Origin of the sequence: Borrelia sp. P9F1 (assembly GCF_030436115.1) — a bacterium.
Classification (GTDB): Bacteria; Spirochaetota; Spirochaetia; order Borreliales; family Borreliaceae; genus Borrelia.
The window spans coordinates 103937-129860 of record NZ_CP129407.1; the positions used below are offsets into that span (position 1 = coordinate 103937).

Annotated in this window: 25 protein-coding genes and 1 pseudogene; 2 read left to right on the forward strand and 24 right to left on the reverse strand. The window is 34.8% G+C overall.

The window, feature by feature from the left end; all coding sequences use genetic code 11:
* Nucleotides 1-2 precede the first annotated feature (2 nt).
* The 4 genes from QYZ68_RS00535 to QYZ68_RS00550 all read right to left on the reverse strand — a co-directional run bounded on the left by QYZ68_RS00535 (nucleotide 3) and on the right by QYZ68_RS00550 (nucleotide 4379).
* Nucleotides 3-1658, reverse strand: a complete 1656-nt coding sequence (locus QYZ68_RS00535) for a tetratricopeptide repeat protein (protein ID WP_301383560.1) — start codon at nucleotides 1656-1658, stop codon at nucleotides 3-5.
* A complete protein-coding gene (nusB, locus tag QYZ68_RS00540; protein ID WP_301383561.1) occupies nucleotides 1645-2073 on the reverse strand; it encodes a transcription antitermination factor NusB in 429 nt (142 codons plus the stop codon). The genes QYZ68_RS00535 and nusB overlap by 14 nt, the downstream gene beginning before the upstream one ends.
* Nucleotides 2074-2095: 22 nt before the next feature.
* Nucleotides 2096-3106: a peptidylprolyl isomerase gene (locus tag QYZ68_RS00545; protein ID WP_301383563.1), complete on the reverse strand. Its 1011-nt coding sequence runs from the start codon at nucleotides 3104-3106 to the stop codon at nucleotides 2096-2098.
* A 79-nt stretch (nucleotides 3107-3185) separates the two neighbouring features.
* Entirely contained in the window at nucleotides 3186-4379 is a 1194-nt protein-coding gene (locus QYZ68_RS00550) for a thiolase family protein (protein WP_301383565.1), read from the reverse strand.
* Between the two features lie 178 nt (nucleotides 4380-4557).
* Here QYZ68_RS00550 and QYZ68_RS00555 point away from each other — a divergent pair, with 178 nt between their 5' ends.
* A complete protein-coding gene (locus QYZ68_RS00555) occupies nucleotides 4558-5880 on the forward strand; it encodes a hypothetical protein (protein ID WP_301383567.1) in 1323 nt (440 codons plus the stop codon).
* Between the two features lie 37 nt (nucleotides 5881-5917).
* On the opposite strand, the gene dnaB is transcribed toward QYZ68_RS00555, so the two are convergent.
* The 6 genes from dnaB to QYZ68_RS00585 all read right to left on the reverse strand — a co-directional run bounded on the left by dnaB (nucleotide 5918) and on the right by QYZ68_RS00585 (nucleotide 10936).
* Nucleotides 5918-7270: a replicative DNA helicase gene (gene dnaB, locus QYZ68_RS00560; RefSeq protein ID WP_301384381.1), complete on the reverse strand. Its 1353-nt coding sequence runs from the start codon at nucleotides 7268-7270 to the stop codon at nucleotides 5918-5920.
* Between the two features lie 35 nt (nucleotides 7271-7305).
* The gene (gene rplI, locus QYZ68_RS00565) at nucleotides 7306-7800 is read right to left on the reverse strand and encodes a 50S ribosomal protein L9 (RefSeq protein WP_301383569.1); all 495 of its coding nucleotides are present in this window, start codon (nucleotides 7798-7800) and stop codon (nucleotides 7306-7308) included.
* A 20-nt stretch (nucleotides 7801-7820) separates the two neighbouring features.
* The gene (gene rpsR, locus QYZ68_RS00570) at nucleotides 7821-8111 is read right to left on the reverse strand and encodes a 30S ribosomal protein S18 (protein ID WP_301383571.1); all 291 of its coding nucleotides are present in this window, start codon (nucleotides 8109-8111) and stop codon (nucleotides 7821-7823) included.
* Nucleotides 8112-8122: 11 nt separating this feature from the next.
* Nucleotides 8123-8560, reverse strand: a complete 438-nt coding sequence (ssb, locus tag QYZ68_RS00575) for a single-stranded DNA-binding protein (protein WP_301383574.1) — start codon at nucleotides 8558-8560, stop codon at nucleotides 8123-8125.
* Between the two features lie 11 nt (nucleotides 8561-8571).
* Entirely contained in the window at nucleotides 8572-8964 is a 393-nt protein-coding gene (gene rpsF / locus QYZ68_RS00580) for a 30S ribosomal protein S6 (protein WP_301383576.1), read from the reverse strand.
* A 280-nt stretch (nucleotides 8965-9244) separates the two neighbouring features.
* Nucleotides 9245-10936 carry a PTS transporter subunit EIIC gene (locus tag QYZ68_RS00585; RefSeq protein ID WP_301383578.1) on the reverse strand — a complete coding sequence of 564 codons (1692 nt, stop codon included), beginning with the start codon at nucleotides 10934-10936 and terminating at the stop codon, nucleotides 9245-9247.
* A gap of 220 nt (nucleotides 10937-11156) precedes the next feature.
* Here QYZ68_RS00585 and trhA point away from each other — a divergent pair, with 220 nt between their 5' ends.
* Nucleotides 11157-11846, forward strand: a complete 690-nt coding sequence (gene trhA, locus QYZ68_RS00590; RefSeq protein WP_301384383.1) for a PAQR family membrane homeostasis protein TrhA — start codon at nucleotides 11157-11159, stop codon at nucleotides 11844-11846.
* Between the two features lie 11 nt (nucleotides 11847-11857).
* Here the strand turns inward: trhA and rseP are convergent, their stop codons facing one another.
* The 14 genes and pseudogenes from rseP to greA all read right to left on the reverse strand — a co-directional run bounded on the left by rseP (nucleotide 11858) and on the right by greA (nucleotide 25897).
* The gene (rseP, locus tag QYZ68_RS00595) at nucleotides 11858-13144 is read right to left on the reverse strand and encodes an RIP metalloprotease RseP (RefSeq protein ID WP_301383580.1); all 1287 of its coding nucleotides are present in this window, start codon (nucleotides 13142-13144) and stop codon (nucleotides 11858-11860) included.
* A 17-nt stretch (nucleotides 13145-13161) separates the two neighbouring features.
* Entirely contained in the window at nucleotides 13162-14010 is an 849-nt protein-coding gene (locus QYZ68_RS00600; RefSeq protein ID WP_476390632.1) for a phosphatidate cytidylyltransferase, read from the reverse strand.
* A 4-nt stretch (nucleotides 14011-14014) separates the two neighbouring features.
* Nucleotides 14015-14707 carry a polyprenyl diphosphate synthase gene (gene uppS, locus QYZ68_RS00605; RefSeq protein ID WP_301383584.1) on the reverse strand — a complete coding sequence of 231 codons (693 nt, stop codon included), beginning with the start codon at nucleotides 14705-14707 and terminating at the stop codon, nucleotides 14015-14017.
* Between the two features lie 4 nt (nucleotides 14708-14711).
* On the reverse strand, nucleotides 14712-15266 hold the full coding sequence (frr, locus tag QYZ68_RS00610; RefSeq protein WP_301383587.1) for a ribosome recycling factor: 555 nt from the start codon (nucleotides 15264-15266) through the stop codon (nucleotides 14712-14714).
* A gap of 38 nt (nucleotides 15267-15304) precedes the next feature.
* Nucleotides 15305-16141: a translation elongation factor Ts gene (gene tsf / locus QYZ68_RS00615; protein ID WP_301383589.1), complete on the reverse strand. Its 837-nt coding sequence runs from the start codon at nucleotides 16139-16141 to the stop codon at nucleotides 15305-15307.
* 12 nt (nucleotides 16142-16153) lie between these two features.
* Nucleotides 16154-16927 carry a 30S ribosomal protein S2 gene (gene rpsB / locus QYZ68_RS00620; RefSeq protein WP_301383591.1) on the reverse strand — a complete coding sequence of 258 codons (774 nt, stop codon included), beginning with the start codon at nucleotides 16925-16927 and terminating at the stop codon, nucleotides 16154-16156.
* 409 nt (nucleotides 16928-17336) lie between these two features.
* Nucleotides 17337-17615 (reverse strand): hypothetical protein, encoded by a 279-nt coding sequence (locus QYZ68_RS00625; RefSeq protein WP_301383593.1) that lies wholly within the window; start codon nucleotides 17613-17615, stop codon nucleotides 17337-17339.
* 13 nt (nucleotides 17616-17628) lie between these two features.
* Nucleotides 17629-18393: a hypothetical protein gene (locus QYZ68_RS00630; protein WP_301383595.1), complete on the reverse strand. Its 765-nt coding sequence runs from the start codon at nucleotides 18391-18393 to the stop codon at nucleotides 17629-17631.
* 20 nt (nucleotides 18394-18413) lie between these two features.
* Complete coding sequence (locus QYZ68_RS00635) at nucleotides 18414-19016, reverse strand: tetratricopeptide repeat protein (RefSeq protein ID WP_301383596.1); 603 nt, start codon at nucleotides 19014-19016, stop codon at nucleotides 18414-18416.
* The gene (locus QYZ68_RS00640; RefSeq protein WP_301383598.1) at nucleotides 19009-20670 is read right to left on the reverse strand and encodes a 30S ribosomal protein S1; all 1662 of its coding nucleotides are present in this window, start codon (nucleotides 20668-20670) and stop codon (nucleotides 19009-19011) included. The genes QYZ68_RS00635 and QYZ68_RS00640 overlap by 8 nt, the downstream gene beginning before the upstream one ends.
* Before the next feature lie 10 nt (nucleotides 20671-20680).
* On the reverse strand, nucleotides 20681-21340 hold the full coding sequence (cmk, locus tag QYZ68_RS00645; RefSeq protein WP_301383600.1) for a (d)CMP kinase: 660 nt from the start codon (nucleotides 21338-21340) through the stop codon (nucleotides 20681-20683).
* Nucleotides 21337-22067: pseudogene (locus QYZ68_RS00650) on the reverse strand (pseudouridine synthase). The gene cmk and the pseudogene QYZ68_RS00650 overlap by 4 nt, the downstream one beginning before the upstream one ends.
* A gap of 35 nt (nucleotides 22068-22102) precedes the next feature.
* Nucleotides 22103-23140, reverse strand: coding sequence for a recombinase RecA (gene recA / locus QYZ68_RS00655; protein ID WP_301383602.1), 1038 nt, complete (start codon nucleotides 23138-23140; stop codon nucleotides 22103-22105).
* Between the two features lie 51 nt (nucleotides 23141-23191).
* Nucleotides 23192-25897, reverse strand: coding sequence for a transcription elongation factor GreA (gene greA, locus QYZ68_RS00660; RefSeq protein ID WP_301383604.1), 2706 nt, complete (start codon nucleotides 25895-25897; stop codon nucleotides 23192-23194).
* Nucleotides 25898-25924: the final 27 nt, after the last annotated feature.

Below are 25924 nucleotides of genomic sequence, written 5' to 3' on the forward strand. Positions count from 1 at the left end.
ATTCAATTCCCTTCCTTAACAACTTCTATCATATTCATATAAATCTTGCTCTCATTAGTTTCATAAAAACCATGAGAATCTAAAATGGCCTCTCGTCCCCTTTCAAACTCACCCAAATAGAGATAATTAATTCCTCTCTTTAAATAGATCTTTGCCGCACTCTCTCGTTCTTCCAGACTCATTCTACTTTTATCATTAAGAGTAAAAGGCAGAAAAGAAATTGCCTTATTAAAATACTCCTCAGATTCTCTATAACTCTTTTGATAAAGTTTCAAAATTCCAAAATTGTAATACACACCATATAAATATTTTTGCACTTTTTTCTCAAAAATTACCTTCTTTGAAAAGTCAAGGTCTTTCTTAAGAAAATCATAGTAAAACCTATAGAAATAATACCAATCATGTGCCTTATCAAAAGGACTATAAATTTTGAAAAATAAATCTAAATCCCTTAAATCAAAATAAAGAAGCAAATTCCAAGCTAAAAGCTGAGCAATATCTGATCTATAATTTGACCTATAAAACAAGCGCCACAAAAAAGATTTTTTAGCCTCATAATCAAGGTTTGAATAATTTAATACAAAGTAAATCTTAAAAAATAAAGGGTCGTCTTTATATTTTCTTGCAATTTCATTCGCACTAAAATAATCATTAGCTTCAAAATATGTATTAGCTAAATAATAGTTCATCATTTTACTATCTTTAAACTTGCTATTCGCTTTATTCAAATAAGTAATCGCCATTTTAAGATCGTTTTCCTTCCTTGCAATAAATGCCAAGCCAAGATAAATCATCATACTGTGATCCGGAAACTTAGTATAAAGCTTTAAATATTCAGCCTTGGCATTATGAATGTCGCCCCTCTTAAGATATGCATCCGCTAGTAAAAACATCAAATTCGGTTCTTTGTCATCATTGATAAGGTTAAGGTTAGCAATAGCAAAATCCAAATTACCAAGACCGTAGGAAATATGGGCAAGTTCCCTAGCAAACTCTTTATCTTCCCTTATTTTTAAAAGTATCCTCTTAGCAGAAGATAAATCTTTTTTCTCTAAGTACAAAAGCATTGCATTAATTAAAAACGCATTATTCTTAAGACTTAAACCTATGTTTTCAAACGTAAAAGCATCCTTTTCTTTAGCTATTTTAACCAGGAAATCTTTAACACTTCCCAAACCATAATTCAAAGACAAACCCCTAATAAAAGCCTCTTCGTATAAACTCCTATATTCTTCATGTCCAATAAGATATTGCTTTGCAACATCGCAAGCCTCTGCGACAGAACCCGATTTTAGTTTAGCATATACCTCAAGAGCCCTAAGCTTTAAATTTCCAGGCAAGATCTTAACCCCCGAGTCAACAACATCTTTCATCAGCGAATAATCCTTAACCCTAAGGGAGTAAAGCTTTACTCTCTTGATTAAAGAAATCCATTTAAACTCAGTATCCGCATAAGATGCAGATACCCTCATGGCTCTACCCGCACTGTATAAATCATTCCTCAAAAGATAATTGTCAACTTCCACAATAAGCCTATTAAAATCCCTTTTCCCTTTTAACATATACAAAAGAGACAAATTTGAGCTAAGGTAAAAAACACCCAATGAAAGAATGGTTAAAAAAGCAAGAACAAATATCAATTTTTTATTTGCTTTCAAATGAGCTCTCCATGTCCTTCAACAAACCATCAAGTATTCCATTAACAAATTTATAAGAATTCTTACTTCCGTACTTCCTGGCAATTAAAACAGCCTCATCTATTATGGCTCTCTTAGGTACTTCCAGATTTTGAAATTTAAGCGAAAACACACTCATCCTCAATATAGCAAGATCAACTTTATCCATACGTTCCAAACGCCAATTAAGGGAGACATCACTGATCAACCTGTCAATAGGCTCCAAATTTTCACAAGTACCATTAACCAAAACAGAATAAAATAATCTCAACTCTTCGACATCCAACACATCCTCAAGGCTAAAAATATCATAGATATCGCTCCCCGAATTGCGATTAATATCGATACTGTAAATCTTTTTGAAGGCTAATTCCCTAGCCTTATACCTCAAATCCATAACTAAATAGTAAACATTCCCTCTATTTTAAGTCAGAATCCAAAATTTGCACATTGGCAGATTTATTAAGTTTATCGTACATCTCCTGCTGCACCCTAGCAACAATTTGTTGCTGCTGAGCATTAACCATATTATTCCTTATAGCATCCCTTACAGTCATATCTACATTGGGAGATATTTTATCCTTGAGTCCCAAAAATTTTTGAGAATATGTCTCAGTGACTTTAACTATATGGAACCCCTCTTTTGAAGATATTGGCTGGGAAATATCTCCCTTCCTGAGAGCAAAAACTTCTCGAATAAAATCCACCCCAAGTACATTTTGTGCATTCTGCTCACCTCTTGCCAAAAATCCAAGATCCCCATTCTTAGACTTAGACCCCTCATCTTCCGAATACTTCCTCACAGCTTCCTCAAAGGTAATCTTTTTTGTCTTTATCTGACCTGCAATATCCTTCGCCTTAGCAAGAACATCAGACCTCTTCTTATCCTTAGAAGTAAAGAAAATATGACTCACCCTTGTTATATCTGGATTAACAAATTTAGTCTTATTAGCCTCATAGTACTCAACCACATCTTTCTCCTCCGGAGTCTTTACTTCCGAAAACTTAGGCTGAGCAACTTTTAAAACTAATTTTTGCGCAGAAAGAGACCTCTTCATCGAAGATAAAAGACTATCCCAATTAGTGCCCTGATTTTCTATCATCTGTTTAATCTGTTCATCCGTAAGATTCGTAAGTCCAAATTGAGCTCTAATAGTTTGCATAACCTCAGCCTCTTCAACTTTGATCCCCTGCTTTAAAGCTTCCTGACCAAAAAGAATATCGGCTATTAAGACCTGTAAAACCTGCTTCCTTTCAGCGATATTTAAATCCCTCCCTTGCGTCTTCTTCAATGTATTAACCCTAGAATCAAACTCTGTTCTAGTAATAATCTCATTACTGTGCAAATTAACAACAACAACAGGAGCATTTTGAGCAAAAGAAACCATCCCCACAAAGACAACCAACAGAAAACATAAAAAATCACGCATAAAAACCAACCTTACATCAATAGTCAAAATTCTAGCAAAACATTAAATTTAAATCTAGTTTTAAAATAACTAACACAACTTATCTATAAAGATAAGAAGCTATGCCCTGACCTCCTCCTACGCAAAGAGATGAAATTCCTTTATGCTTGTTATTAATCTTCATAAGGCGCGCCAAAGTTAATAAAATCCTTGCCCCACTGACCGCAAATGGATGTCCTATCGCAATAGCCCCCCCCTTAACATTAACAATGTTATCTTTCATGTTATAATTCTCATGCAGAGCTTTCAAAACAGTTAGAGCTTGAGCTGCAAAAGCTTCATTTGTTTCAACAAAACCAATTTCACTAGGGATTAAGCTGAACTTCTTTATGATCTCGTCAATAGCAAGATATGCCCCAAACCCCATGTGAAGAGGACTAAGACCAATACTCTTAAACCCTCCAACATAGGCTAAAGGTTCAATTCCCATTTTTTGAATAATATCTTCGCCCGCCAATATTAAAAAACAAGCTCCATCGTTTAGACTAGAAGAATTGCCTGCGGTAATTGTACCCCCCTCTTTAAAGATTGGTTTCAAATTTGAAAGCTTATCTAGGGTCAAATCATCTCGTATCTCCTCGTCGCTAGATACAATACTCTTGCTATTCGTTTTCTTATCAACAAGAGATAGTGGATATATTTCATCATCAAAATATCCACTATCTCTTGCTACTATCGCTTTAATATGCGAATTATATGCAAATTCATCCTGCATCTCTCTTGTAATCTCATGCATTTCTGCCAAATACTCTGCTGTAAGTCCCATAACAGTACCGCTCAGAGTATCTACTAGAGCATCTTTATATATTGAATCCTCTATCTTAAAATCTCCGAATTTTAAACCATCAAATCTCACACCTCTTGGTAAAAGATAAGGTGCATTACTTAAATCTTCAACTCCTCCAGCCAAAACAACATCACTATTACCAAGAGCAATCGCGTTAAAAGCAAATTCTAAAGATTTAAGACCTGAACCACAAACCTTATTTACGGTACAAGCAGGTATATTTTCACTCAACCCAGCCTTTAAAACAATTTGCCTAGCTATATTTTGACCAAGCCCTGCTGATATTACACTCCCAACAATAACCTCATCTACCTCATCAATATTGTTTCTCCCAAGCAAAGCCTTAACAATGTCTGAGGATATATTAACAATATCCATACCCTTCATTGCACCTCCAAACTTAAAAATTGGTGATCTAAGTCCATCAATAATTGCTACTTTTCTCATTTAAAACCTCAAACAAAAATGTTACTCAACTATATAATAACAAAACATCATCACAAAAAACAAAGCTTAAATAATTAGTGATAATTGGAAAAAGTCATCCCAAATGCTACTCCTTTATACTCAAATATGATACAATTATCCGCCAAGTGTGCTCAATAGAATTCTTGTAATTATACTAATGACAATATCGGCGGTTGATGCTTGTCCTTACAATCATTCAATAAGGTATAAAAATGACAGAGTTGACAAGTACCATTTTGAAACACTAAATGACGGCTTTGGGTTCTCATTTAGTGACTTTTTTGATGACCTTAGGAGTGGTTCTTTAATATTTACTCATGAATCAAAATATAATTTCATAATAAATGCGGAAGCTCATATGTTGACCTTTAGAGGATACAAAGATGACCCAGAACAAGTTAGAAAAAGAGTTGATCTTTTTGAGGTTGGCTTCATGTATTATTTCCCATTCTTAATGCAATCAGGGGAAAAATATTTTGGAGAAATTAACCTAGGCGTTGGTATTAAAAATTTACTTTATGGAGACTGGAGTGGCAGATTGATGCAGCAGTTGGTACACTTTGTCTTAAGGCAAATGAGACCATTCCCTATAAATTATGAAAAATATAACTACAGGGGATTCTTAAGTACAGCAGTAAGCTATTCCTATATGGGGTTCTTAAATTTTGAAACTTACACTGACTTGTCGTACTTTATGGATTATTTTTTTAAAGTAAGCATCGGAATAGATCTTAAAAATGAAGCTATAGGACTTGAAGCTAAAATATTCTATCAGACTCAAAGTAAAATACGTAGCATAGAAACATATGCAAAGGTACAAGAGGCAGAAAATGGAATAGGAATTCAATACAAACTTTACTCCAAAAATTTTTTTACAACAAATAATCTTAATTTAATAAACTTTTCAAATAAGGAAAATTTCTTAAGCGTGGGGGGCTTTGGTATATCCTTAACTCAAGAATATGAAAATAACTGGGAGAATGATTTTCATATTGATAACCAAAATTTTTCTTTCGGATATGAGCTTATGATTCCATTACAAATGAGAAGTTTAGTATATTACAAAACTATGCCTGAATTAGAGTTTTACTTTGCTATTGCCACAAATTATGATACTGATATAACTGAAACAAATAGTTTTGCAAATAGATTTTCATCCGGAATAAGATACGCATTATTTACAAAAAATTTATTCACACTGTACGTGGGATCTGGAATATTTTTATCTTACAATAAGGACAACAAAGATATTAAATCCATTTACAGGCCTTTAAAAATAAGAGACACGCTCCAACTAGGACTTGAAGTTGAACCCGGTATACTGATGGAAGCATTTAAATACAACAAAGCAACATACAGCTTTAAGATTTTTACAAAAATCAACTATTCATCGCTCGTTTATAATATAGACACCAGCAAATTAGATAAACACAGACTAACCTTTCACTACATAGGAATCGGCGTGGGAATTAAAACATAAACTTCTCTACACTCGACATAGAAACCCAAATAGAATCCTAATACTCATTCTCATTATCCTTATTGACAAAACTAACAACATGAGGCAAAAACAATATATCAACCCTACCCGTTGGGCCATTTCTATGTTTGGCAATAATGACCTGAGTTTGTGCTACTGGATTCTCATCACTAACAGAGTTGCTTTTTAGATCTTTATCTCTGTGGAGCAGTATAACAATATCAGCATCCTGCTCTAAAGCCCCTGACTCTCTTAAACTTGCAAGATTAGGTTCTCTGCCCTCAGTATCTCTTGTCAATTGAGACAGCGCAACAATAGGAATTTTAAGCTCCCTTGCAAGCTCCTTGAGTGCCTTGCTAATTGAAGCCACTTGCTCATGCCTCGGAATATTTTTAGCCTCAAGCGAAACAAGGCTAATATAATCAATAAATATTATATCTACACCAGAAAATCTCTTAAGCTTCCTAGCTTGAGTCGCTAACGCCAACAAACTTATGTTAGCAGTATCTGCGATATAAAGCTCAGCATTACTAAGATCGTTTGCTGCATTATTTAATGCCTGAATTTCACGTCCAGACAATATGCTATTTTGAACCTTAAAGCTATCAATATTTGCCCTAGATGCCATTATTCTCTTCACCAAAGCATCTGAAGTCATCTCAAGAGAAAAAAAACCCACCTTGCGTCTTTTATCGTTCCTTAATGCTATATTTGACGCAATATTTAATGCAAATGCTGTCTTCCCAACACTAGGACGAGCACCAATAATAATAAAATCGCTATCTCTAAATCCTCCTATAAGAGCATCAACCTTTCTAAACCCGCTTAAAATTCCAAAGTTGGACTCTTTAGTTTTCATACTCCTCTCATATATTTCAGCATGTACCCTCTCAACAACAGTTTTTGCATGATGTAAATTTTTACTAGCATAATCTAGATCGATTGAGAGAACCTGTCTTTGCGCTTCCTCTATAAATTGGTCAACTTTTTTTGTAGAATCATTCACCAAATCATTAAGTTCTCTAGAAATTTTAGAAACATCCCTTCTAATTCGATATTCCTTAATAATTTTTGCATGCGCATTCACCGTCTTATCCGTTGGAAGATATACAGACAAAAGGCTTAAATAATCCTGAAATCCCGTTAAAGTTTTAAAATCACTCAAAATCTGAGACTTAGGAGTTAAAGCAGAGACCTCCTCAAAAACAGTTATCGGATCAATATTTTCTCTCTTTTCATAAAGAGACAACATGGCCCTAAAGATCATCTGATGTGTGTTATTATAAAAATCATCTGCCTTTAAATACAAAGAGGTCTCTTCTAACTTCTCAGGATTATAAAATATACTAGAAATAACTGCTTTCTCCGCTCCATCATTAAAAAAAAGCATAGAAGCATTGCCTAAGGAAGCCACTTCACACCTCTCTAAACTTCCCTTTCGGCCTTCTTAACTTTCTTAAGAGTACTCTTTTGCTCTTCCCTTTTTATCTCAACCTTCACAATAGAGCTAATTCCTTCATAAAGCTTAATAGTCACCTCATGGATCCCAAAAGTTTTTAACATACCATGATGTATATCTATTTTCCTCCTCTCAATTTCAAATCCAAGCTTTAAAAGTTCGTCAGCAATATTTGAACTATTGATACTATGGAATAATTTCCCTCCCTCACTAGACTGCATCACAAACTCTAACTTAACAGCATCAAGTTTTTCCTTAAGCTCAAGGGCCGTCCGTTTCTTAGTCTCCTGTCTCTTAAGTATTGCCCTTCTCTTTTGACTAAAAATATCAATGTTATGCTTATTTGAAAAAACAGCGAAACCCTTGGGCAATAAATAATTCCTTGCAAAGCCATCCTTCACATCAACAGTATCGCCTTCTTTGCCAAGACTGACAAAATCTTCCTTCAAAATCACCTTCATAATCCCTCCCAAACCATCCATTATCCCTTCACAAAGGGAAGCAACGCCATATACCTGGCCTTCTTAATCTCTAACGCAAGGCGCCTCTGGTGCTTAGCAGACGTACCCGTAATTCTTCTAGGCAGTATTTTCCCCTGCTCCGTAATAAATTTCCTAAGGAAATCAAATTCTTTAAAATCTGGAACCCTGTCCATATCACAAAATTTACATGTTTTTTTCTTAAAAAACCTAAAATTAGGATTCTTCCTAATACCATCCTGATGTCCATCAGACCGTGAATCTCTCTGATGAAATTCTCTATCCTTATACATAACTTACTCTCCTAAAAAGGTATATCCTCGTTAAAACTATCATCAAAGTCAATGTCTTTAAATGTATCTGTCTTCTTATAACCTTCAAATCCAGCACTACTCGTACTCTGAGTAGTAGTTAATGTTCCAAACATTTGAAGCTCATCCACTAAAACGCTAATCTTACTTCTTTTGTCTCCAGTGTTTTTATCCTGCCAACTCTCATATTTTAAAGAACCACTTACCACGACCTGCTTCCCCTTCTTAAGAAAAGCACTAAGACTTTCTGCCCTCTTTGAAAAGATAACACACTCAAAAAACTGAGCATGATCAACCCATTCATCATTTTTCTTCATTCTTCTGTTATTAGCTAACCCAAACTTAAGAATAGCTATTCCAGTCTCGGTATATGTAAGCTCAGAATCTCTAGTAAGCCTGCCAGACAACACTAACGAATTAATATCTGCCATCTGAAACTTCCTCAATTTTCCTTAACATCGACAACATCGGCACTAGTACTAGCTCCTGCCAAATCCTTTTCTCTACTATCCCTGAAATTCTTTCTTTTAACTTTCTTAGTACTAATCTTCTTATTGGCCTTAATCAAAATCATGTACCTTAATAAATTTTTAACAAGCTTCAATTGAACCTCAAGCTCTCTTAAATTATCACCATCCATTTTAAATTCTATTATCTCATACCTACCACGTTCCTGCTTTTTAATAGGATACTCCAACGCTCTCTCCCCAAGAGAACTTTCAACAATATCACTAGCACCGAAAGCCTCCAACTGTTTACGCACTTCCTCTAAGGCTGCCTTGTACTCAAGCTCCTCACTCCTAAACAAAAAACAAGACTCATACTTTCTTATCATCCTAACTCCTTACGGTCTCAATCGCGCCACAAACCTTCCAAAGACCTGCGGCAAAGGTTACTTAAGTTAGTATACAAAAGCGCTTAACTTTTTTCAATATTGAGCGGAAACCCTTCTAAGATAAACCTCCCGAAACAACCAAAAGCTACTTCTTCTATACTTTCACTAAATGCTCTACAATCCGAAGTGTCTCCGAGAATTCCACCCTCCAAAGCCTTAAAACAAACCTAAAAGAGATTACTCCAATAATCAATAGCTCTAACTACATCAAACAGTGATTCTACTCATTATCTTCTTTAGTAAGCTTATATCGCTTCCCTGTCTGCCCTCTCTTCTCAAGCTTGTCATCCTCCTTCATTTCTACATAGGCTTTAATTCCTTGTTTCACATGATCAGACGCAACAACAACACTAGTTCTGAAAAGCTTCCTAGGTGAATAATTTTCAATAGCTTGTTTTATATAATAAACATGAGTCCCATAAGAAATTCTGATCGTATTACCACTAGCAATAACGTTCAAAGCTCCTGTCTCACTCAGTAAATCGCAAGACACAAGCTCAGGGCTGAACACCACAAACCTTAAGTCCGTTGACACAATATCAAACTCCTGTATGTTATCAAGACCACCCAGCCCTTGTGCTATAAGATGCGCCACCCCAATCCCTTCGACTTTTCCCTCATTGCCTCCAAAAAATGGTTCGTCAACACCAAAAAGCTGAAAATCAAAATAATTATAAAGCCATTTAAAAGTAAAATAATACAGACCAAAAAACGCAAACCCCAAGGGCAATGCATAAATCCAATTTGTTTTATCATGTCCCTGCAACATCCCAAACATAAAGAAATCAAAAAATCCAGTAGAAAACGTAGACCCAATCGCAATACCAAAAACATTGGCGACCAATAAAGCAAGCCCTGTATAAATAGCATGTACGAAGTAAAGCAAAGGTGCTGTAAAAACAAATAAGAACTCTAAGGGCTCTGTAATTCCCATCAAAAAGGCAGTAAGAGCACCTGAGAAAAGAAGAGATGAGACCTTATTCTTTTCTTCACAAATAATCCCCCTATAAACTCCAAAAGCAGCTCCAGGCAACCCAAACATAATAGAAAGATAAAACCCACCCCTGTATCTGGCAATACCTGAATAAAATTCGGTAAGCCGTGAATCGGATAACTGAGCATGAAATATATTTTGAATACCACCGATCGCTTGACCATTAATTATTTCTGTCCCCCCTAAAGAAGTAAAATTAAAAGGAAACGTAAGAATAGAATGGAGCCCTAAAGGAACTAATATCCTGTTTAACATCCCATAGAGAAAACTACCAAAGTAATCAAACCCAGAAATAAAAAGTCCACAAGAAGTAATTACCTCATCAAGATTTGGCCAAATCAAAGAGAATATCATTCCTAAAAAAATACAAAAAGGAAATACCACCACAGGAACAAACCTAGGCCCAGAAAAAAAACCAAAAGGCAATGGCAACTTAACTCCACAAAATCTATTGTGCAAATATCCAACTAAAAGCCCAACCGATAAAGAACCAACAACGCCCGTATTTAAAGTTTGAATGCCAAGAAAATTGACTTGCCCAATAGAAGACATCAAACTGGGTTCAACAAGTTCTGAAAACATGTCAAGAAAATAATTTTCAGTCACATTAAAGATCAAATATCCAACAATTGCCGAAAGCGCAGCAGGCCCCTTTTGGACTCTCGATACGCCAACAGCAATGCCTACAACAAACAACAAAGGAATATTTAAGGTAATAGTATTGCCCACAGCTCTCACAAGACCTAAGGCACCTTGTAAAACAACATTATCGATATAAATCAAACTAGAAGGGTTTGACATAGCAGACCCAATCCCCAGCATCAAACAAGAAATCGGCAAAACAGAAATCGGTAAATTTATCGCACTCGCAAACTTCTGCAGCTTTGCAAACCCACGCACCCTTAAAAAATTTATCACTCCCTTCCTCTCCACTTGAAAAACTTAAAGTAGCAATTATATAACTTTTTTTCAAATTTGAGAAGAAAATCATGTAATGGAGGCAAACTTAATCATTACACGAAACTAAAGTCTTGCATGTTTCCATTCCCGTTCTCACTTGAATTATATTTTTTTTGCATTAATAATGCTGTTGGGGATAGGTTTGAATTTACAAAAAATCGGAATAGAGGGTAGGTTTATGCTTCTGAAGGACAAAGATTATGGGTCATGCGTGTGTCAAGTACCCAGAAATGAGTTATTTAGTGCGTTGTCTCACTTGTTTGGAGTTGTTTTGTCGGTGATAGGGAGTACCGTTCTTATTACCCTGTCGATTGCTTCAAGAAAGCAGTTTCATGCGGCGGTGTTTTTCGCTTATGGCCTTTCGATGGTGCTTCTGTACACGATGAGCACTTTTTACCACATTTGCTTGAAGGGCAGTAGAGTGAAAGAAATATTTAGAAAGCTTGATCATATTTCCATATTTTTGTTGATAGCGGGGACTTATACTCCGCCTTGTCTAATTCTCATGCCCAATATTTGCGGGAAGTTAATTCTTTCGACTGTTTGGGGCCTTGCCTTGTTAGGGATTGTATTCAAATCAGTGTACGTAAACAGTCCTGGCTGGGTTAATGGATTGATATTCATACTTATGGGATGGACGATTGTGTTTGGTGTCAAGCTTATTTACAATGCACTTCCTTTGAGAGGATTTTTGTGGCTAGTGCTAGGGGGGGTTCTTTACACAATAGGGGGTGTGGTCTACGCAATAAGCAAGAAGTTTGATCCAATAGTGAGTATGAGGGTACACGACGTCTTCCATGTTCTGATATTGCTGGGTTCTTTTTCTCACTTTTGGTTCATGCTGGGTTATGTACTACCTGTTGGTTAAACCAATCGAATCTATCTTAAGATGTTACTTAAATCATTAAAGAGTCCCAGAATGAGAAGTCCCAATACTAGGAAGATACCGATGCTGTAAAAGCAATAAATGGATCTAGCCCTAAATCTCCTTCCGCGTAGGATCTCAATCAGACTAATAAGAATTTGTCCTCCGTCAAGTATCGGAATTATAACAAAGAATAAGTTCATACCAGCAACTAGCAAATTAAAAATAGCTATGGTATTAAGCCAATATAAGACCCCGAGGGCAGAAGAACTAGAAATAACATTAATAACTCCGACGGGACCCACGACGTTCCTAAAGTTTTTTGTAAAATTCGTTAACAAATCAAAAATAGAATACAGAATGCTACTTAGTACACCCAAGACCTTATTAAAAGAGTTTATAATAGCAACCCTTAAATTATCTGCCCTAACTAATCTTTCTACGCTAGGCAAAAAATAAACACCTAAAACTTTATTCGTATCTTGAAATACCAATCTTGAAGTTAAAATCTCTCCATTTCTATCGTATTTAATCTCTGCCACGTCAGAATCGAGATTCATAATGCAATTTTGCAACTGCTTATTATTATTTAAAATAACATTATTGATACTTACTATCCTATCATATTGCCTCATGCCCGCAACTTCTGCTGGGGAATTTGGTTCAACTTTAGAAATGACAAGGTCCACCCAAGGACCAATTTCCTTTAAAAATTTTTCCAAATTCAGATACTCTTCGAAATCAATCTTCTCATTGTTTCTTAAAACTGTGAAAGCTGTTCTAGTTTCCTCCACAGGTATAACTCTCTTCAAATCTGAAAAAGAAACTATATCCCTTTTATTAACACTTAAAATAATATCTCCATCTCTAAATTTACTTAAATTATTATTACTTACAGAGGTTATTTTGCTAGGATAATCAAGAGATATAACTCCTATGATATCTATTACAATAAAAATAACGAATGCCAAGATTAAATTAAAAAGAGGCCCTGCAAAATATATTAATATTCTCTTAAAATTAGAGATACCGAAAAGAGAATCTCTATCTGCCTCAATTTGTCTATTCAATTTAAGCTCATTTTCCAAGTGCTCAGCTCCTTTAAGCCTGCAATACCCCCCTAAAAAAATTGGAGAAAATCTATATTCTGTATCCCTTACTTTAAATTTAAAAACGCTAGGGCCTATTCCGATAGAAAAAACTTCAACCTTAACCTTAAAAAGCTTTGCAAATAGAAAATGACCCAATTCATGGATGAATATTATTAAAGTAAAACCTAACATGCTAAGCACAATATACATAAATTCCTCCTAACACTTTATGATAGACACAAATAAAATATAGGACCTGCTAAAAGAAATGAATCAATTGAATCAAGGGCACCACCTCTACCAGGAATAATATTTCCAGAATCCTTAACCGATGCACTGCGCTTAAGTCCAGATTCAAATAGATCACCAACAATAGTAAAAAATCCCATTAAAATACCAAAAATCACAGCTTCCCCATAGGTTAAATTTATAACCCCTAAAAATACTACAACTATTGCAACAAGAACGGAAAATAATATTCCACCCAAAAACCCCATTATCGTCTTATTGGGGCTAATAATAGTAGGCCTATAGCTATTCTTTCCCCAAAAGTAACCAACAAGATAGGCAAAAGTATCATTACCACTCACCATAGAGAAAAGTATTAACAAAAGAACAGGAGCTTTCGGCAAAGTGGTAATAGCAACAATAAATGAAATCAAAATACCAGGATATATGAGTATAAAAACTATTGAGGTAGCCTGCGATAGAAAATTGACAATTTCATGCTCTTTAATGAAAACCAAATTAACGATCCAGTTGCTAAAAATTAAAGTTATTACTAAATAAAATATTATATTGATACCTAAATCAAAAATATTGAAGTGTACATACGTCAAAACTGGAGGCGCTATCCCTAAAAAAAATGCTAAAGTATTTGAAATAGAAGAAGACTTAGCCTTAAGTAGATCATTAACCTCTTTTGCAGAAACTCCACTAAAAATAAAAATTAAAATATTGATAAATAAATAATCTTTGAACTCTAAAAATATCAAAAACAAAACCAAGGGCACGAAAAACAAAAATGTTCCAAGCCGCTTAACAAATGCCAGCTTTTTAGACCTAAGTTCATACAAATTTTTATTTCCCAAAATTTCTTTTCCTCTTTCCAAAACACATTAAATCATCATTATAATGAGAAATAGAATATTCTGGCCATAAAATACTTGAAAAAACAAACTCGCAATAAGCAACTTTCCACAAAAGAAAATTACTTATCCTCATTTCTCCTCCCGTACGTATCAAAAGATCAAGTTCATGAAGTTCCGGATTGTCTAAAAACCTTGCAAATTCAACCTCACTCAGAGAATCAAACTTTAAATCGCTCTTCAGAATTTTTCCAACTGCCCTAACTATTTCATCCCGTCCACCATAATTAATGGCCAAGTTTAAAATAAGCCCACCAAAATTTTTAGTAAAATCGACAGCGTCAACAATTGCCTCTCTTACTTCTTCTTCCAAAGCTTCAATATCCCCAGAAACTACTATCTTTATGCTATTTTCACTATAAAAAGCAAACTCAGATCTTAAATAGTTAGCAATCAAAAACATCAAATATTCTATTTCACTCTTATCCCTGCTCCAGTTTTCTGTGGAGAACACATAAAGGGATAAACATTTTATATCCAGTTTAACAGAATGTTGTATTATATCCTTAACTCTCCTTAAGCCTTCTTGATACCCCTCAAGTAAAGAAACACCCCTCTTTAAAGCCCACCTTCTATTGCCATCCATTATGATGCCAACATGCATAGGAAGAGAACATCTATTCATAAACTTAAACTTCCATGATCTCCTTTGTTTTTAAATCCAAAATTTCATCTATTCTTTTAACATAAGAATTAATACTCTTCTGTACATCATCTAAAATCCGACGTAAATCATCTTCTGTAATCTCAGATTCCTTTTCCTGGTTTTTTGCCTTATTGTTTAACTCTTGCCTAACATTCCTAGCAATAACCTTATATTCCTCAGCTATCTTCTTCGCTTGACCCGCTATCTGCTTACGCCTCTCAACAGTCAACGCAGGTACTTTAATTCTAAGTACTGACCCATCACTTGAAGGGTTCATAGAAAGATCTGAATTAAGTATAGCCTGTTCTATTTTACCCAACAAAGTCTTGTCCCAAGGTTGAATTACAACAAGCCTTGCTTCTGGGATACTAACATTGGCAACTCTGGTTAAAGGAGTTTTTTCCCCATAATAATCAACCAATACCTTATCAAAAAGAGCACTACTTACCCTACCTGTTCTTAAAGATTTATATTCATTCTCAAGAGACAAAAGAACTTTATTCATCTTTTCATTCAATAAAGCCTTATATTCCTCCACTCAAGCCTCCTTAAAATTAAAAGGACAATATCAACTTATCACCCAACACACAAACACTTAAAATCAATCACCTCTATCTTGCTTAAAATCAACTTTGAAATCTCTTCAACTTTTTCTCTAACAGTAAATTTATCGTCCTTTACAAAACTTTGTTCTAAAAGAGAAATCTCTCCCAAATGCTTTTTAAGCTTCCCAGACACAATCCCCTTAACTATATTTTCAGGCTTTCCACTATTTTCCATCTGCTTAATAAACATCTCTTCCTGTTCCTTAATGTAATCAGGACAAATATTATCAACACACAAATAAAGCGGAGCAAAAGCTGCCACATGTAAAGCCAAATCCATTGCAAGATTATTTAGTCTCTCATCTTCTACTTTAGAAGCATCGTCAACCCTTAATTTAACAAACACCCCTATTTTAGACTGCTCCCCGTGAAGATAACTCTTAACAAGTTCATTAGACGAAACATCTGTAATAAAAATCTTCTTTACCTGAATATTTTCCTTTATCGTAGCCGCTAAATTTTTAATTCCATCTTCTTGTTCCTCATCTAAAGAATCTCTACCATCCTCAACTAATCTTTTTATCAAAGAATTCCCAAAAGCCACAAAATCACTATTCATAGCAACAAAATCTGTTTCACACGAAATAAGCAAAATACCCACTCTTTCTCTGCTTGCATAAGAAAACACACGTCCCTCCCTAGCATCTCTATCGCTTCTCTTATCAGCCGATGCAATCCCCATCTCCTTAAGTTTTTTCCTAGCCAATTCAAAATCACCACCAGCAAGCTCTAAAGATTTCTTACAATCACCAAATCCAGCTCCAGTTACATCCCTCAGCTTTTTTACCTCTTGAGGACTAATACCCATACCATTCTCCTTTTATTCTTTCGATTCCTTCTCATCATCATTCTTAACTTCAATTTCACTTATCAAGTCTTCTTCATTCAAGTTCTCAACTATTTGAATCCCAACTTCCTTGTCGCTCTCAAGGATAGCGTCAGATATAATCTTGGTAAATAAAGCAACAGAACGAATCGCATCATCATTTCCAGGTATTGGACAGTCAATGACATCTGGATTACAATTTGTATCAACTACTGAAATAATAGGTATGCCAAGATTCCTTGCTTCATTAATAACTATCTGCTCTCTTTTAGGATCAATAATAAAAACCGCACCCGGAAGATCCTCCATATCCTTGATCCCCGTCAGATTCTTAGCCAGCTTTAACTTCTCACGATTAAGCTGAGAAACCTCCTTTTTGCTAATCATATCGAAAGTCCCATCAACTTCCATCTTCTCCAATTTTTTTAGCTTCTGAACTGATTTCCTAATAGTATTAAAATTTGAAAGCATTCCCCCAAGCCACCTATTATTTACATAAGGCATATCACTTCTTTTAGCCTCTTGTTCAATTATTTCACTTGCCTGCTTCTTAGTCCCAACAAACAACACCTTCTTACCGCTTTTTACTACACTCTGAACAAGCTCATAAGAATCCTTAATCCCTTGCAAAGTTTTTTGTAAATCCAAAATATGTATTTCATTCCTCTCAGAGAAGATAAACCTCTTCATCCTTGGATCAAGTCTCTTCACCTGATGCCCAAAATGGACTCCAGCTTCCAAAAGACTCTTCATAGTAATAACTGCCAAAACAACCTCCTAAGTCCTTCTCTTTTACTCACTATCTATATAGCGGATACTTTCATCTAGTAAGAATATCACAAAATAAAGCAATTGATAAGTCATTGGGTCCAAACGTTCACAATGATAAATAAAATTTAGAATTAGCCCCTCCTTAGAAAGTAAACACAGAAAAACTAATTCGTATCTCAACAAGGCTACCTTTCCCGTTGTCAAGACAGAACTAATGCTAGGGAATAATTACTTTTAAATTTGCTGACGCTGTTAAAAAATAAGAAGCAGGGGGTTGATTAGGTGGTAAAAATGAAAAAGGAGCTTTTTAGTATTAAAATTACACTAACCTATATCATCGAAAAACGAAAAATGTTCTAAAAATTTTGCTGTAAAAAATTGGATATAGAGTTTCTTAAACCACTTACTATAAATCGTTCTTATTTCTCTCAGAAAATTTTAATAAAAATATAAAAGCTATTGAACCAATTATTGGAGATAAATAAAACAGAAGATTTATTTGCCTATTGTAATAATCAGAATAAAAAAAAGATATAAAAAACAAAAACAAGACGCTACCCAAAAAACTTATAAAATAAACCAATAAAAATCCAAACCTTAATACTCCGAAAAAAACAACAAAAAAACTAACCAAGAAGGAAATAACAATGTTAGTCAAAATCAAATGAAAAAAAAATGTTATCATGCAGTACCCCTACTTAGGCCTCTAACCTAAAACTATCCAAACTACCTATATCCAGAATAACACCATAAAAATCATCCTCTATCACATTACCCACAGCCATAACAAAAATCACCAAATTGTACTTAGGGGAAACATCCCTTGTGAAAAAATCATTGCTAATATGCTTAAGATCAATCGGTCTCCTATCTCCATCCAAAACTCTACTCTTCTTAAGCGCTTCAGAAAATTCAGCATATAAGCCATCAACAACATGAGATCTATATATGGTTTTAATATCGGTAAGGAGAGGCGCAGAAGAATCACTACCCTTTCTTACACTAATAAAGGCCGACCCAGGGGTACTCTTTCTTAAGTCCTCAAAGCTAAGTTCAAAATACAAAGGGAACTTCCCATCAATCCAACTTTTATCTAATTTTAAAGTTGGCCTCCCCGAAAAACGCCTATCGTTTAAATTTATCTTATAAAATCCCCTATTATTAAACTCAGCAACATTATTAAAAACTCCCTTCAAAGCATCAAAATCTTTCTGAACCGTCTTTGTAAAACCATCCGAATGATAATTTGAGCCCTCAGGATAGAACTTGTAGTATATATCAAATCCCTTAATTCTGGTTGTATTTGGTTTATTAAAATACCCAAAAGGCAATAAAAAGGCAAGTGTATCTCTGGAAGCCCTACTATCAACCTTAACAGGAGAGTCAACTATAACAATATCTTCGATGCCACACCCCAAAATCAACAAAAAAAAACTTAATAAAATACCGAAATTTTTTTTCACTTCAAAAGAATAAAATCAAATCACTTAAGCTGTAAAAGCTTATTCTTAGCTATATTCACATACAAATTATTTTCATAAGAAAAATTAGAAATCTGCTCATATATATCTACAGCCATATTTTTATCCTTTACCTCAACGATCAACGCCTTACTAAGCAATGCCTTAATCCTCATAAACTCAAATTTTGTCTGCTTGATAATGTTATCATATACTAACAAGGCATCTTCCACTTGTCCCATTTTTTCATAAATCACAGCCTTATTAAGGTACGCAATTTCTCTTTCAATCCATTTTGATTTAAGCACAATATCCAAATCATCAAGAGCTTCCTTGTATAATCCCTTGCTCTGCAAATAAGTAGACCTTGCCAGATAAAATCTGGGAAAAAATTCGTGTGCAATCTCCCCCACCTTACCTATAGATTCCTTTATTCCAAGTTCTATCTTACTTCTTTCCTCATCACCTCTTTCCCTTAAGTAAAGATTTAAATCGCCCTCAAGTTTCTCTACTATCTCTCCTCCCGTCTTAACATAATCCACATCCATAGAACTATAAAAAACAGCCACAATACTCACAAAAACAATAACTGCAAGAATTCCTATAAAAATCTTACCCCTAAACATCAACATTCCTCTTCAGTAAATTTGCAAATGGTTTATAAGACTCATTGTCATCTTCCTTAAACAAATAAGAAGAAATCTCCTCTCTCGATTTTTGATTCTCATACTCTCTATAAGAAAGTAAGACCAATTTGTTCCTAGAGTCAATATTTGTCAATATAACTTTAAGCTTGTCTCCGACACTCAAATTATCAAAAGTCCTCATGCTAGATTCTTTTGTATCCCCAAGTTGTATCTTACTAATAAACCCCATTATCTTATTATAAACTCTTACCTGAAGTCCTTTAGACTTCTTCTCAACAACTTCCACCTCAAGGGAATCACCCTTCTTATAGCTCTTAGCAAAATCATCCCAAGGATTCTCCTCCAGCTGCTTAATTCCTAGTTTAATATTTTGCTTCCTTGCATCAAATTCAATAACTTTTCCACTAACAGAACTTCCCACTTCAAAATAATCCTCCGGATTAACATCATCTACCCAAGAAATATCAAATTTACTAATGTACGCATCTATGCCCTCTTCAATATTAACAAAAGCGCCCGTCTTTGTAATATTTTTAACGACCCCCTGTATAACTTTTCCAACAGAAAATCTCTCAGATAAATTATCCCAAGGGTTTTCATTAACCTGCTTAATCCCCAAAGATATTCTTTGCCTTTCCTTATCTATTTCTAAAATCTTAACCTCTACAATTTGTCCAATCTTAACCACCTCTTGTGGGCTCTTCGTCACTCTTACCCAAGAAAAATTACTTATATGAAGAAAACCCGATACCTCATTGTCAAGTTCAACAACGGCACCAAAGGGCAATATTTTAACAACCTTTCCTTTAACAATGCTTTCAACCGCATATTTAGATTCAATAGAATCCCAAGGATTTGTCCTTAAAGCCTTAAGCGACAACTCCATCTTTGCTGTCTTCAAGTTTATCTTGATGATTTTTAACTTCAACCTATCACCAACATTAATAAAATCTTCAATATTTTCAACACGAGTAAAGGCAATATTCCTTTTATTTAATATTCCTAGAACAAACTCCCTAACCCTTATAATAGCTCCATATTCTATGATCTTTTCAACAACTCCATCAACTATATCCCCCTCACTGTAAGAACTAATAAACTCTTTCCTCTTTTCAAGATCCCGTTCCTTTTCCAAAGTCCGCCTATCAAGAATAAGCCTCAAACCATCAGTCTTATTCGCCTCAACAACATAAAACTCAATAATCGAGCCTCTTTTTAATTTCTCATCTTTAGTCCTAGAGCTTAAATAAAGAGGCATAAATCCGGTAACATTTTCATTAATTTGAACCTTATACCCACTAGCCGTCTCAAACAGAACCTTACCCTTAACCACTTTCCTATCTGCAATATACTCATCAACTTTGTCTTGAAAACTCAAAGAGTCAAGCTTCTCTACGCTAAGAACCAAGCCCAACTCACCGCCTATCCTCGTAACTACCGCATCAACCCTATCCCCAATATCTGGAATGTTCTCAAATTCATCAACTCTAATAAATCCTTCAGATTTATAACCAACATCTACAAGCACATAATCCTTCATGATATTTACAACAACACCAGAAACATTACTCCCAAGATCTACCCTTTCAAGAACCTTCAGATAATTTTCTTGCAAATCTTCTTGATTTTCCATGCTCACCTCTCTATATCATTTTTTTCAAATTCAAAGCTTTCACAATGCTATCACACACATCTTCTAAACATTTATAACTTGTGTCAATATAAAAAACATCGTCAGCCAATTCTAGCCTGCCATACTCTTTATTCTTATCAATCTCATCTCGTCTCTCCAGCGCACGCTCCAGCTCACTTAAATCCATATTTTTATTTCTTTGTACATGCCGCCTTAGGGCACGAACCCTAACAGAAGCATCCAAATACACCCTAAAATCCGCCTCTGAAAAAACTACGGTAGTAATATCCCTCCCCTCTATTATATAATTACCGCCTTCTAATTTAACTATTTCTCTCAACTTTTTATTCACAATATTCCTGACACCCACATAGGAGGAATAAAGCGACACCTGAAGATCTATCTTCTCACTAAAAACATGATCTACCACACTCTTGTGGTTAAGCAAAAACTCAGAACCGTCAAACTTAATATCATTTTGAGAAACAAGTTCCAAAATTTTATCCTCACCAAGCAAATCATATTCATTTAAAGTGAATTGCTGAGCAATTAAAGTTATTATTCGATAAAGATAACCAGAACTAATAAACTTAAATCCTAGCCTCATTCCCAACTCTTTCGCAATTGAACTTTTACCCGCAGCTGAAGGACCATCAATCGCTATGATCACTTGATATTCCCCGAGAATTCAGACTTTAATTTATTAACTGTAGATAGAGGAATAATTCTAATCTGTCCTTCTTTTAAATCATTTAATTTAATACTCCCTATTCTAACCCTGTGAAGAGTCTTCAAAAAAATATTTCTACTTAAAAAAACTTTACGAATCTCCCTGTTCCTACCTTCTGTTAAAATCAATTTAGCAGAATTCTTGCTAAGCATCACGTAAGATTTTAATCTAAATATTTCCCCGCCTATCCTTATTCCACGTTTAAAATCAACAAGCAAGCGCTCATCAATATCTTTCTTAGTCTCAACTAAATATTCCTTTTCTATCTCACCCTTTGGATGAACAACACCATTTGCAAACTGCCCATCATTAGTGAAAAGCAAAAGACCAGAACTCTTAAAATCAAGTCTACCCATTGAAAACAACCTCTCTTGAAACAAAGGCTGAACCAAAGATATTGCTAATTTCCTTCCACCTGGATCAAAAGTAGAACACAAATAATTTCTGGGCTTGTGTAGAGCAACATAAAGCCTATTTTCAATTCTTGGGCCCCTAAAAACAAATACACGTCCCTCACACTCCACTCTATCACCCAAGCTTACTTTATCTCCAAGTTCAGCAAGGACACCATTTATTTTTACATTTTTTTTTTAATAAAATCTTCGCAACGCCTCCTTGAGCCTATGCCCTTTCCTGCTAAAAAAACGTGAACCCTAAGTCCCTTAATTTCTTCTTTCAACACTTCCCTCACTTAAAGCCAAACTAGTTTCCATCTTTCAAATCCCCAGTTTCAAAAAAATCTTTAAAAATTACTTTCCTAAGCTTGCCCTCAAGTTCACCAGCAAGCTCTTTTTCTTCAACAAGATAGTTAATAACACTTTCCCTACCCTGTCCTAATTTATCACTTCCCATAGAATACCAAGAACCCGTTTTTTGTATTAAGCCATATTTAACCGAAGCATCTAAAATACTAGCCTCACGAGAAATACCTTTCCCAAAATAAATGACAAGCTCTACCTTACGAAAGGGAGGAGCCACCTTGTTCTTAACAACCTTAACTCTTATTTTATTCCCAACAACATCATCCGAAGAACTTCCCGTAACCTGCTCAATCTTCCTAACCTCAAGCCGAAGCGAAGAATAAAATTTTAAAGCATTCCCCCCCGTAGTAGTTTCCGGATTTCCGAACATAACACCTATCCTCATTCTTATTTGGTTAATAAACATAATACAAGAGTTAGCCTTAGATAGTATTCCAGTAATCTTTCTTAAAGCCTTGCTCATCAATCTCGCCTGTAGTCCAATATGAGCGTCACCCATTTCTCCATCTATCTCTGCCTGGGGAGTTAAAGCTGCAACAGAATCAACAACAATCAAATCAACCCCCCCACTCCTAATTAAATATTCAGCAATTTCAAGTGCCTGTTCTCCCGTATCAGGCTGGCTAAGCCAAAGCTCATCAGTATTTACACCCAAAGCCCTTGCATAAGCAGGATCAAGAGCATGCTCAGCATCAATAAAAGCCGCTATCCCACCTCCCTTTTGTACCTCAGCAATTGCTTGAAGAGTCAAAGTAGTCTTCCCGGAAGACTCCGGCCCAAATATCTCCACTATCCTTCCCTTAGGATATCCCCCAACACCCATTGCCTCATCAAGTAAAATAGACCCACTCGGTATAATCTCTATTCCCCTACCCACAGGAGATTCCCCCATCTTAATAAGGCTTCCCTTTCCAAAATCTTTTTCTATCTGAATCCTAGCAAGTTCAATGGCCTTTTCCTTATTTAACTTGTCACTCATACTATCCCCTCCAGTCTCTCTTTGCCTCTTAAATGCGACATATTCTCTCTTTTAATTTATCCTAGCAGCCTCTATTTTTTTAACGCAATACCTAAAACGAACATCATTTATCACAAAATCAAGATCATCGCCTTCCTTAGCATCCAGCAAATTTTCTCCAAAAGGAGACTTATAAGAGATAATACCCTCATCAGGCTTTGACTCCCAAGGTCCAAATATTAGGTAAGATTCTTCCTGTCCTGTGTCCTTATTAAGGATAGTAACCCTTGTTCCAAACCCAACAACATTACTTTGAAGCTCTTTAATATCAATAACTTTAGCTACTTCTATCTCTAACATAAGAGAATTCAATTTTTTTGTTAAAAACTGCTGCCTCTCCTTTGCAGAGTGATACTCCGCATTTTCCTTCAAATCACCAAGTTCACGCGCCTTACCAATCTCTTTCGAATTTTCCGGAATCTCCACATCCTTTAAATGTTGCAACTCTTTCTGCTTTCTATTCAAAGAGCTCAAAATAGTTAAAAACCCTACTTCGGTTTTATCTCCTGAGACTTGAATTTTCTCATCCTCAAATTCAATATCATCAAATACAGCTCTTATCGCAGTCTTAATAGCTAAGAGGTCCTTTGGTGGAAAATCTTTTATATAAAAACAAGTCATATACAACCTCTTGGCAAGTTCCTCATCCATGATTTCACTTAAAACTGTGTTAAGATATCTATCTTTAATCAAAAGATTAATAACCATCTTATAAGTTCTCTTATTAGCAACAGAATTGCTTTTATTGTTAATCTTGATAACACTGTCAGCTAAGATCTTGATTAAATTTACCAACAGCTCTGAGTCAGCATATTCCAAATTAAGTGAATAAGAACTATGATGCTTTAAAAGCCAAATATATGCGTCTTTATATACCTTATAATTTTTTACGATATAATTGAAAAGTTGCTCTGTCTCTCCTACATCTTCCCTGTAAAGGGCATCGATCAGCTTTTTGTTAACAACGTGAGGAAAAAGCTTCTTATAATAAACAACCCAATTAGACAATTCTTCCTTAACGAGAGAAGTCAATTCCCTTTTGATTTCTGCATTCAAAATCGAATCAAAAAGATCAACAACATCCCTAGAGTATTCCCTTAAAAGAACCTCCAAATTGATATCCTTCTCCATATTAATCTTCGAAGCAAGTTCACTTTCAGAATTTTTTAAAGATTTAAGTATTACATAAGAACTTATAACATAATGATCAACTTTTGTAAAATTATTCACATAAATTAAAAAATAATTAAGCATTTCCTCCGCAACATGCGAATTCCTGACAACACCACTAACATTACAATAGTTCATAAAAATTTCATATCTCTTATAAAAATCTTTCTCCACTTTAAACTTGTCGTAAACTTTTTCATTGAAATTAGAAGCCCTTTCATTGTATACATAATGATCAATCTTCCCGGACGCCATCACAAAATGAGGATTATCCTTTAAAATTTGCTTCGCTTTAATACTCCAAGCATTCCAGACATTTTGAGTCATTAAACTTGGAACAAGCTCCTTTTTAATTCCCTTAAGATCGATTGACTTATAGCTCTTAATAATTATCCTCAATGCCCATTCAACATCCCTTTTAATATTTTCTATAAGTTCCTCTTTCGGCCTAGTAGCCTTTAAAACTCTTATATCTTCTTTTTCAAGAGGAGCCAACGCAGACATAGCCATATCAAAACTAATAAAATGCCCCCTCTTGGACAAAAAATCCACCACAATACCCTGATCATTTACGTCCTTAACTATTCCAACAGACCAAGTTTGATGATATACAAAATTACCCCTAGCAAAGAATAAATATTTTTCAAAATCCGAGTAGACATCAACAAAATTCTTATCAAGGTTTTCAATATCGGATTTCTCAAGATACTCTTCAATATTTTTAACTTCCTTATACTTCTCCCTTAAAAAAATAACTAAATTTTCTCTTGCCTTCTGGTTTTTATTGTCAAGCTTTAAAATCCCTTTTAAAATCTCTATCGTTTCATCCACATTCCCACTTGCAGAATAATGCTCATATAAGTCTTCATAAAGAACTACAACCTTTTTAAAGCCAAGTTCCTTTTCAACCTTTGCCAGTATAAGAAGAAAAGAATCAAAATCGTCAGATACATATCGAGTTAGCTTCGCCCATATCTCTCTAACACCTGACATCTGCTTTTTTTCAATAAAACGATAAATAGCTTTCCTAAAAAAATATATAGACTTCTGTAAATCAATATTTTCATAATGAGAAGCAAGTTGTCTTACAAAAGTAGTGTCATCAGCATCAGCCTCAACAATGCGCATCCAGATATCTGGAAGTTTATCATTATTTTCATTATTTTGAGCATATATCTTTGCAAGAGTATAAAGAGCATGTTTATTCTCAGAAATTAAAAGCATCTTATTACATATATGCTCAACAAGAGTCCACTTAAGATTTTGAGAAAACAAATCCACAACTGTAAGCAAGCTCATATCATTAAGGGGCCTCCTGCTATATATAAGCATACCCGAAACATAAAGACCAGCAATACTCTTCTTGACATCCTTTAAGTGCTTACCACAAATATCTAAAGCCTCCTCCGTTAAACTTTCAGAAATTATATCTTCTACCAACTCATCCAATTCTTTTATCTTAGCAAGAGAATAATTATTAACAACTATTCTTGTCCACTTATCCTCTTGCAAAACATCATCTAATCTTTCTATAGTAATATTAGACATTAAACTCTCCTAATATCAATTTTATTA

What these genes read in the sequence shown, in the direction of transcription:
- nusB (WP_301383561.1), bottom strand. Translation starts at nt 2,073, where the DNA reads ATGGATTTGAGGTATAAGGCTAGGGAATTAGCCTTCAAAAAGATTTAC.
- QYZ68_RS00545 (WP_301383563.1), bottom strand. Translation starts at nt 3,106, where the DNA reads ATGCGTGATTTTTTATGTTTTCTGTTGGTTGTCTTTGTGGGGATGGTT.
- QYZ68_RS00550 (WP_301383565.1), bottom strand. Translation starts at nt 4,379, where the DNA reads ATGAGAAAAGTAGCAATTATTGATGGACTTAGATCACCAATTTTTAAG.
- QYZ68_RS00555 (WP_301383567.1), top strand. Translation starts at nt 4,558, where the DNA reads ATGACAATATCGGCGGTTGATGCTTGTCCTTACAATCATTCAATAAGG.
- dnaB (WP_301384381.1), bottom strand. Translation starts at nt 7,270, where the DNA reads ATGCTTTTTTTTAATGATGGAGCGGAGAAAGCAGTTATTTCTAGTATA.
- rplI (WP_301383569.1), bottom strand. Translation starts at nt 7,800, where the DNA reads ATGAAGGTGATTTTGAAGGAAGATTTTGTCAGTCTTGGCAAAGAAGGC.
- rpsR (WP_301383571.1), bottom strand. Translation starts at nt 8,111, where the DNA reads ATGTATAAGGATAGAGAATTTCATCAGAGAGATTCACGGTCTGATGGA.
- ssb (WP_301383574.1), bottom strand. Translation starts at nt 8,560, where the DNA reads ATGGCAGATATTAATTCGTTAGTGTTGTCTGGCAGGCTTACTAGAGAT.
- rpsF (WP_301383576.1), bottom strand. Translation starts at nt 8,964, where the DNA reads ATGATAAGAAAGTATGAGTCTTGTTTTTTGTTTAGGAGTGAGGAGCTT.
- trhA (WP_301384383.1), top strand. Translation starts at nt 11,157, where the DNA reads ATGCTTCTGAAGGACAAAGATTATGGGTCATGCGTGTGTCAAGTACCC.
- rseP (WP_301383580.1), bottom strand. Translation starts at nt 13,144, where the DNA reads ATGTATATTGTGCTTAGCATGTTAGGTTTTACTTTAATAATATTCATC.
- uppS (WP_301383584.1), bottom strand. Translation starts at nt 14,707, where the DNA reads ATGAATAGATGTTCTCTTCCTATGCATGTTGGCATCATAATGGATGGC.
- tsf (WP_301383589.1), bottom strand. Translation starts at nt 16,141, where the DNA reads ATGGGTATTAGTCCTCAAGAGGTAAAAAAGCTGAGGGATGTAACTGGA.
- QYZ68_RS00625 (WP_301383593.1), bottom strand. Translation starts at nt 17,615, where the DNA reads ATGATAACATTTTTTTTTCATTTGATTTTGACTAACATTGTTATTTCC.
- QYZ68_RS00635 (WP_301383596.1), bottom strand. Translation starts at nt 19,016, where the DNA reads ATGTTTAGGGGTAAGATTTTTATAGGAATTCTTGCAGTTATTGTTTTT.
- QYZ68_RS00640 (WP_301383598.1), bottom strand. Translation starts at nt 20,670, where the DNA reads ATGGAAAATCAAGAAGATTTGCAAGAAAATTATCTGAAGGTTCTTGAA.
- recA (WP_301383602.1), bottom strand. Translation starts at nt 23,140, where the DNA reads ATGAGTGACAAGTTAAATAAGGAAAAGGCCATTGAACTTGCTAGGATT.
- greA (WP_301383604.1), bottom strand. Translation starts at nt 25,897, where the DNA reads ATGTCTAATATTACTATAGAAAGATTAGATGATGTTTTGCAAGAGGAT.